Genomic DNA, 5,863 nt, shown 5'->3' on the forward strand with positions numbered 1-5,863 from the left:
TGCGACCATCGCGGCGGCGAGCGCCTGGACGGTTTCGCCGAGGCCCTGCGCGAGGCCGGACTGTCCGACGCGCTGGTGCTGCGCATGGGCAATCCGCCGGTGTCCTTCACCCATGGCGCGCGGGCCATGGGGCATCTGCTGGACCGCGCGCCGAAGGTGCAGGCCGTGTTCGCGGTGTCGGACCTGGTGGGGGTGGGGGCGCTGATGGAGTGCCACCGCCGGGGGGTGCGGGTGCCCGAGGACATGTCGCTGATCGGCTTCGGCGGGTTCGAGATCGGCCGCCAGGTCGTGCCGGCGCTGACGACGGTCGCGGTGGATTTCCGGGCGATCGGCGAACGGACCGGCCGCATGGTGCTGGACCTGCTGGCCGGGCGGCGCGACGTGCCGCGGATCGTCGATCTGGGCGTGACCCTGGTCCGGCGCGAGACCACCCTGTTCCGCGCCGCCGAGACGGCCAGGGGCGAAATGGCCGGAGTTGAAACGACCAGGGCCGAAACGATTGGAGCCGACGCAACCGTGGCGCGCATGCCGGCCTGACCGGACGGGCGGGGCGGCATGCGGACGCATCATATATTACACGGGCTTCATCGTCTTGTTGCGCCGTATCGGTCAGCATGCTAGACGCCCGGCCAGCGGCAGGCGGGAGACTCTCCCGGCCGCCGGCATGCTGGCAGTGTTCTGGATCTGGGATGGAAAGGCCGACCGTGGTTTCGGGTGGAACGACAACAATACCGATCGCCTCCGTTGCCAATGGCCTGCCTGGTCGTTACGCGACGGCCCTCTATGACCTCGCCGCCGATCAATGGCAGCTTGACGCCGTTCTGGACCAGGCCGCGGCCCTGTCGCGCCTGATCGCCGGCAGCGCCGAATTCCGCACCCTTCTGACGGATCGTACGCTCGACGTCGCCGAGGCCACGCGCGCGCTGAACGCCGTGCTCGATGCGCAGGGATTCGGCCCGATCATCCGTAATTTCGCGGGCGTCGTCGCCCGCAACCGCCGCCTGTCCAGGCTGGCCGAGATCCTTGACGCGCTGGCGGCGATCGCCGCCGCCCGCCGGGGCGAGACCGTGGCCGAGGTCGTTTCGGCCCATCCCCTGACGGACCTGCAGCGCATCCAGCTTCGGAGCCGCCTCGCCGAGGCCGGCTATTCCAAAGTCAATATTCAGGAGCGCGTCGATGCGGCGCTGCTGGGCGGTCTGGTCGTGCGCGTCGGCGCGCGGCTGTACGACACCAGTCTCCGTTCTCGCCTGACCCGCCTGCACCACGCCATGAAGGGAGCCGCGTGATGGAAATCCGTCCCGCCGAGATTTCGGATATCCTCAAGCAGCAGATCGCCACGTTCGACAACCCGGTCGACGTGGCCGAGACGGGCACCGTCCTGTCGGTCGGCGATGGGATCGCCCGCGTCTATGGCCTGCGGAACGTCCAGGCCGGCGAGATGGTCGAGTTCCCGGCCACCGGTCAGCGCGGCATGGCGCTGAACCTGGAAAACGACAATGTCGGCGTGGTCATCTTCGGCGACGATTCCGACATGCGTGAAGGCGATACGGTCGCCCGTACCGGCAAGGTGGTCGAGGTCCCGACCGGCAAGGCGCTGCTGGGCCGCGTGGTCGACGCGCTGGGCACGCCGATCGACGGCAAGGGGCCGCTGGTCGGCGACGTGATCATGAAGCGCGCCGACGTCAAGGCGCCGGGCATCATGCCGCGCCAGTCGGTCGGCGAGCCGATGCTGACCGGCATCAAGGCGATCGACGCGCTGGTGCCGATCGGGCGCGGCCAGCGCGAGCTTGTCATCGGCGATCGCCAGACCGGCAAGACCGCCATCCTGATCGACACCATCGTCGCGCAGAAGCCGGTCAACGCGCTGGGCGACGACAAGAAGTCGCTGTACTGCATCTATGTCGCGATCGGGCAGAAGCGCTCGACGGTGGCGCAACTGGTCCGCACGCTGGAGGAAGCGGGCGCGATGGAATATTCCATCGTGGTCGCGGCCACCGCCTCCGACCCGGCGCCGATGCAGTATCTGGCGCCCTACGCCGCCTGCAGCATGGGCGAATTCTTCCGCGACAACGGCATGCATGCGCTGATCGTCTATGACGACCTGTCGAAGCAGGCGGTCGCCTATCGCCAGATGTCGCTGCTGCTGCGCCGTCCGCCGGGGCGCGAGGCCTATCCGGGCGACGTATTCTATCTGCATTCCCGCCTGCTGGAGCGCGCGGCGAAGATGTCCGACGCCTATGGCGCCGGGTCGCTGACGGCGCTGCCGGTCATCGAAACCCAGGCGGGCGACGTGTCGGCCTATATCCCGACCAACGTGATCTCGATCACCGACGGCCAGGTGTTCCTGGAAACCGACCTGTTCTATCGCGGCATCCGTCCGGCGGTGAATGTCGGCGGCTCGGTGTCGCGCGTCGGTTCCGCCGCGCAGATCAAGGCGATGAAGCAGGTTGCCGGCAAGATCAAGCTGGAACTGGCGCAATATCGCGAAATGGCCGCCTTCTCGCAGTTCGCCTCGGACCTCGATCCGGCGACGCAGAAGCAGCTTGCCCGCGGCGCGCGCCTGGTCGAGCTGCTGAAGCAGCCCGAGACCTCGCCGCTGCAGGTCGAGGAGCAGGTCTGCATCCTGTTCGCCGGCACCCGCGGCTTCGTCGATGCGGTGGCGGTGGACAGGGTCATCGCCTATGAGCGGCAGCTGCTGTCCGAACTGCGCACCGCCGGCAAGGACATCCTCGATTCGATCCGCACCGAGCGGCAGATCACCAAGGAAACCGAAACCCGTCTGACCGAGTTCCTGACGCGCTTCGGCCGTCAGTTCGCGGGCTGAGGGCAGGCCGGCATCCATGGCATCCCTCAAGGAACTTCGCGCGCGGATCGGCAGCGTCAAATCGACGCGGAAGATCACCAGCGCCATGAAGATGGTGGCGGCGGCCAAGCTGCGCCGGGCGCAGGCCCGCGCCGAGGCCGCGCGTCCCTATGCGGCGGCGATGCGCCGGATGCTGGCGGAACTGGCGGCCGGCACCCGGGGCGAGGCCGCCCTGCCGAAGCTGCTGGCCGGCACGGGGGCCGACAAGGTCCATCTGCTGATCCCGATGACCAGCGATCGCGGCCTGGCCGGCGCGTTCAACGCCAACATCAACCGCACGACGCGCGACCTGATCCGCCGCCTGCAGGCCGAGGGCAAGACCGTCCGCCTGCTGCCGGTGGGGCGCAAGGGCCATGACTACCTGATGCGGGAATTCTCGGCGCTGATGGTCGGCCATATCCATGGTTCGGGCGGCAAGGAGGTCCCGTTCTCGGCCGCGGCCGAATTGGGCGGGCGGATCGCCGCGATGCTGGAGACGGGGGAATTCGACGTCTGCACCGTCGTCTATAACCGTTTCCGCAACGTCATGTCGCAGACGCCGACCGAATTGCAACTGGTGCCGCTGTCGGTGCCGGCCAATGACGGCGCGCCCGCGATCGATGCCCCGGCCTATGAATTCGAGCCCGGCGAAGAAGAATTGCTGGCCAGCCTGCTGCCGCGCAACCTGCAGGTCCAGCTCTATGCCACCATGCTGGAAAGCGCTGCGGGCGAGCAGGGGGCGCGGATGACGGCCATGGACAACGCCACCCGCAATGCGGGCAAGGCGATCGACCGGCTGACGCTGACCTATAACCGCACGCGCCAGACCAACATCACCAACGAACTGATCGAGATCATCTCGGGCGCCCAGGCGGTCTGAGCCGATGCCTGGACCGATTTCGTTTCCTCGCCGCAGGAGCTAACCCATGTCGGACACCACACAGTACCAGGCTCCTGTCGCCACGCAGGGCCAGTCGCAGAACAGCAACGTCGTCGGTCGCGTGACCCAGGTCCGCGGCGCGGTGGTCGATGTGCAGTTCGAGGGCACGCTGCCGCATATCCTCGATGCGCTGCACGTCTCGTTCAACGGCCAGACCCTCGTGCTGGAAGTGGCGCAGGAGATCGGCGAGCACGAGGTGCGCTGCATCGCCATGGACTCGACCGACGGCCTGATCCGCGGCGCCGAGGTCGTGGCGACCGGCGCGCAGATTTCGGTTCCGGTCGGCCCCGGCACGCTGGGCCGCATCCTGAACGTGATCGGCGAGCCGATCGACGATCGCGGCCCGGTCAAGGCCGAGAAGCGCTATACGATCCACCGCAAGGCGCCCGCCTTCGACGAGCAGGCGGCGGCCAGCGAGATCCTGGTGACCGGCATCAAGGTCGTCGACCTGCTGTGCCCCTATCTGAAGGGCGGCAAGATCGGCCTGTTCGGCGGCGCCGGCGTGGGCAAGACCGTCATCATCCAGGAACTGATCAACAACATCGCCAAGGCGCATGGCGGCGTGTCGGTGTTCGCCGGCGTCGGCGAGCGCACGCGCGAAGGCAACGACCTGTATTACGAAATGCAGGATGCCGGCGTGATCAAGCTGGGCGAGGACACGACCGAGGGCTCGAAGGTGGCGCTGGTCTATGGCCAGATGAACGAGCCGCCGGGTGCCCGCGCGCGCGTCGCGCTGTCGGGCCTGTCGCTGGCCGAGTATTTCCGTGACGAGGAAGGCCAGGATGTCCTGTTCTTCGTCGACAACATTTTCCGCTTCACCCAGGCGGGCGCCGAGGTCTCGGCGCTGCTGGGGCGCATTCCCTCGGCGGTGGGCTATCAGCCGACGCTCGCGACCGAGATGGGCGCGCTGCAGGAACGCATCACCTCGACCAAGAAGGGGTCGATCACCTCGGTCCAGGCGGTCTATGTCCCGGCCGACGACCTGACGGACCCGGCGCCGGCCGCGACCTTCGCCCATCTGGACGCGACCACGGTGCTGAACCGCTCGATCGCCGAAATGGGCATCTATCCGGCCGTCGATCCGCTGGATTCGACCTCGCGCTCGCTGGACCCCAAGATCGTGGGCGCGGAACATTACCAGGTCGCCCGCGACGTGCAGCGCATCCTGCAGACCTACAAGTCGCTGCAGGACATCATCGCGATCCTGGGCATGGACGAACTGTCCGAGGACGACAAGCTGCTGGTGGCGCGCGCGCGCCGCATCCAGCGCTTCCTGTCGCAGCCGTTCCACGTCGCCGAAGTCTTCACCGGCGCGCCGGGCAAGCTGGTGTCGCTGGAAGACACGGTGCGCTCGTTCAAGGCGATCGTCGCCGGCGAATATGACCATCTGCCGGAAGGCGCGTTCTACATGGTCGGTTCGATCGAGGAAGCGGTGGCCAAGGCCGAGAAGATGAAGGAAACGGCCTGATCGGCCATGTCCTGAAGGGGCGCCCGCCCGGGTGCCCCGGTGAGGCTTTGAAAGCCGGAAGACCGGAGCAGTTCGTGTGATTCGTCGAATGACGGAGTGCTCCAGCGTACCGCGTGCATCGTCGCGCGACGAGGCCGGCGCCTCGTCGCGATCTGCTTTAAGGAAGACAGGCCATGCCGATTGAGGTCGAGATCGTCAGCCCCGAGAAGGTTCTCTTCTCGCGCGCGGTCGATATGGCGGTGATCCCGGGTCTGGAAGGCGACATCGCCGCCATGCCCGACCATGCGCCGATGATGCTGCTGCTGCGTGGCGGTGTCGTCGAACTGCATCAGGACGGCAAGGTGACGGACCGGTTCTTCGTCGCGGGCGGGTTTGCCGACATGACGGCGACCCGCTGCACGATCCTGGCGGACGCGGCCACCGCGCTGTCCGACCTGTCGGTCGAGGCCGCCCAGGCGCGCCTGCAGGAGTTGCAGGCGTCCTATGACGCAGCGGACAAGATGGATGTACCGGCCCTGGACCTGCTGATGGCCAAGATGCAGTCGGTTCGCGCCGAGATCGAAGCCGCGGGCGGCGCGGCGGCGTAGAGCGGATCGCAGCCGCCGCGCGGCGG

Annotated in this window: 6 protein-coding genes; all 6 read left to right on the plus strand. The window is 67.7% G+C overall.

Annotation, left to right across the window (positions count from 1 at the left end):
* Positions 1 to 537 (plus strand): substrate-binding domain-containing protein (locus HUK84_RS09105; protein WP_176640012.1); only part of this gene is annotated, 537 nt, incomplete at its 5' end.
* Between the two features lie 152 nt (positions 538 to 689).
* On the plus strand, positions 690 to 1,286 hold the full coding sequence (locus HUK84_RS09110) for a F0F1 ATP synthase subunit delta (protein WP_176640013.1): 597 nt from the start codon (positions 690 to 692) through the stop codon (positions 1,284 to 1,286).
* Entirely contained in the window at positions 1,286 to 2,824 is a 1,539-nt protein-coding gene (gene atpA / locus HUK84_RS09115; protein ID WP_176640014.1) for a F0F1 ATP synthase subunit alpha, read from the plus strand. The genes HUK84_RS09110 and atpA overlap by 1 nt, the downstream gene beginning before the upstream one ends.
* Before the next feature lie 16 nt (positions 2,825 to 2,840).
* Positions 2,841 to 3,722 carry a F0F1 ATP synthase subunit gamma gene (locus HUK84_RS09120; protein ID WP_176640015.1) on the plus strand — a complete coding sequence of 294 codons (882 nt, stop codon included), beginning with the start codon at positions 2,841 to 2,843 and terminating at the stop codon, positions 3,720 to 3,722.
* Between the two features lie 46 nt (positions 3,723 to 3,768).
* A complete protein-coding gene (gene atpD / locus HUK84_RS09125) occupies positions 3,769 to 5,250 on the plus strand; it encodes a F0F1 ATP synthase subunit beta (RefSeq protein ID WP_176640016.1) in 1,482 nt (493 codons plus the stop codon).
* Between the two features lie 173 nt (positions 5,251 to 5,423).
* Positions 5,424 to 5,837 carry an ATP synthase F1 subunit epsilon gene (atpC, locus tag HUK84_RS09130; protein WP_176640017.1) on the plus strand — a complete coding sequence of 138 codons (414 nt, stop codon included), beginning with the start codon at positions 5,424 to 5,426 and terminating at the stop codon, positions 5,835 to 5,837.
* Positions 5,838 to 5,863: the final 26 nt, after the last annotated feature.

It is taken from the genome of Nguyenibacter vanlangensis, from assembly GCF_013376155.1.
In the GTDB taxonomy this organism is placed as follows: domain Bacteria; phylum Pseudomonadota; class Alphaproteobacteria; order Acetobacterales; family Acetobacteraceae; genus Gluconacetobacter; species Gluconacetobacter vanlangensis.

Coding starts and splice junctions, on each gene's coding strand:
- atpC (WP_176640017.1), top strand. CDS start 5,424: ATGCCGATTGAGGTCGAGATCGTCAGCCCCGAGAAGGTTCTCTTCTCG.
- HUK84_RS09120 (WP_176640015.1), top strand. CDS start 2,841: ATGGCATCCCTCAAGGAACTTCGCGCGCGGATCGGCAGCGTCAAATCG.
- HUK84_RS09110 (WP_176640013.1), top strand. CDS start 690: ATGGAAAGGCCGACCGTGGTTTCGGGTGGAACGACAACAATACCGATC.
- atpD (WP_176640016.1), top strand. CDS start 3,769: ATGTCGGACACCACACAGTACCAGGCTCCTGTCGCCACGCAGGGCCAG.
- atpA (WP_176640014.1), top strand. CDS start 1,286: ATGGAAATCCGTCCCGCCGAGATTTCGGATATCCTCAAGCAGCAGATC.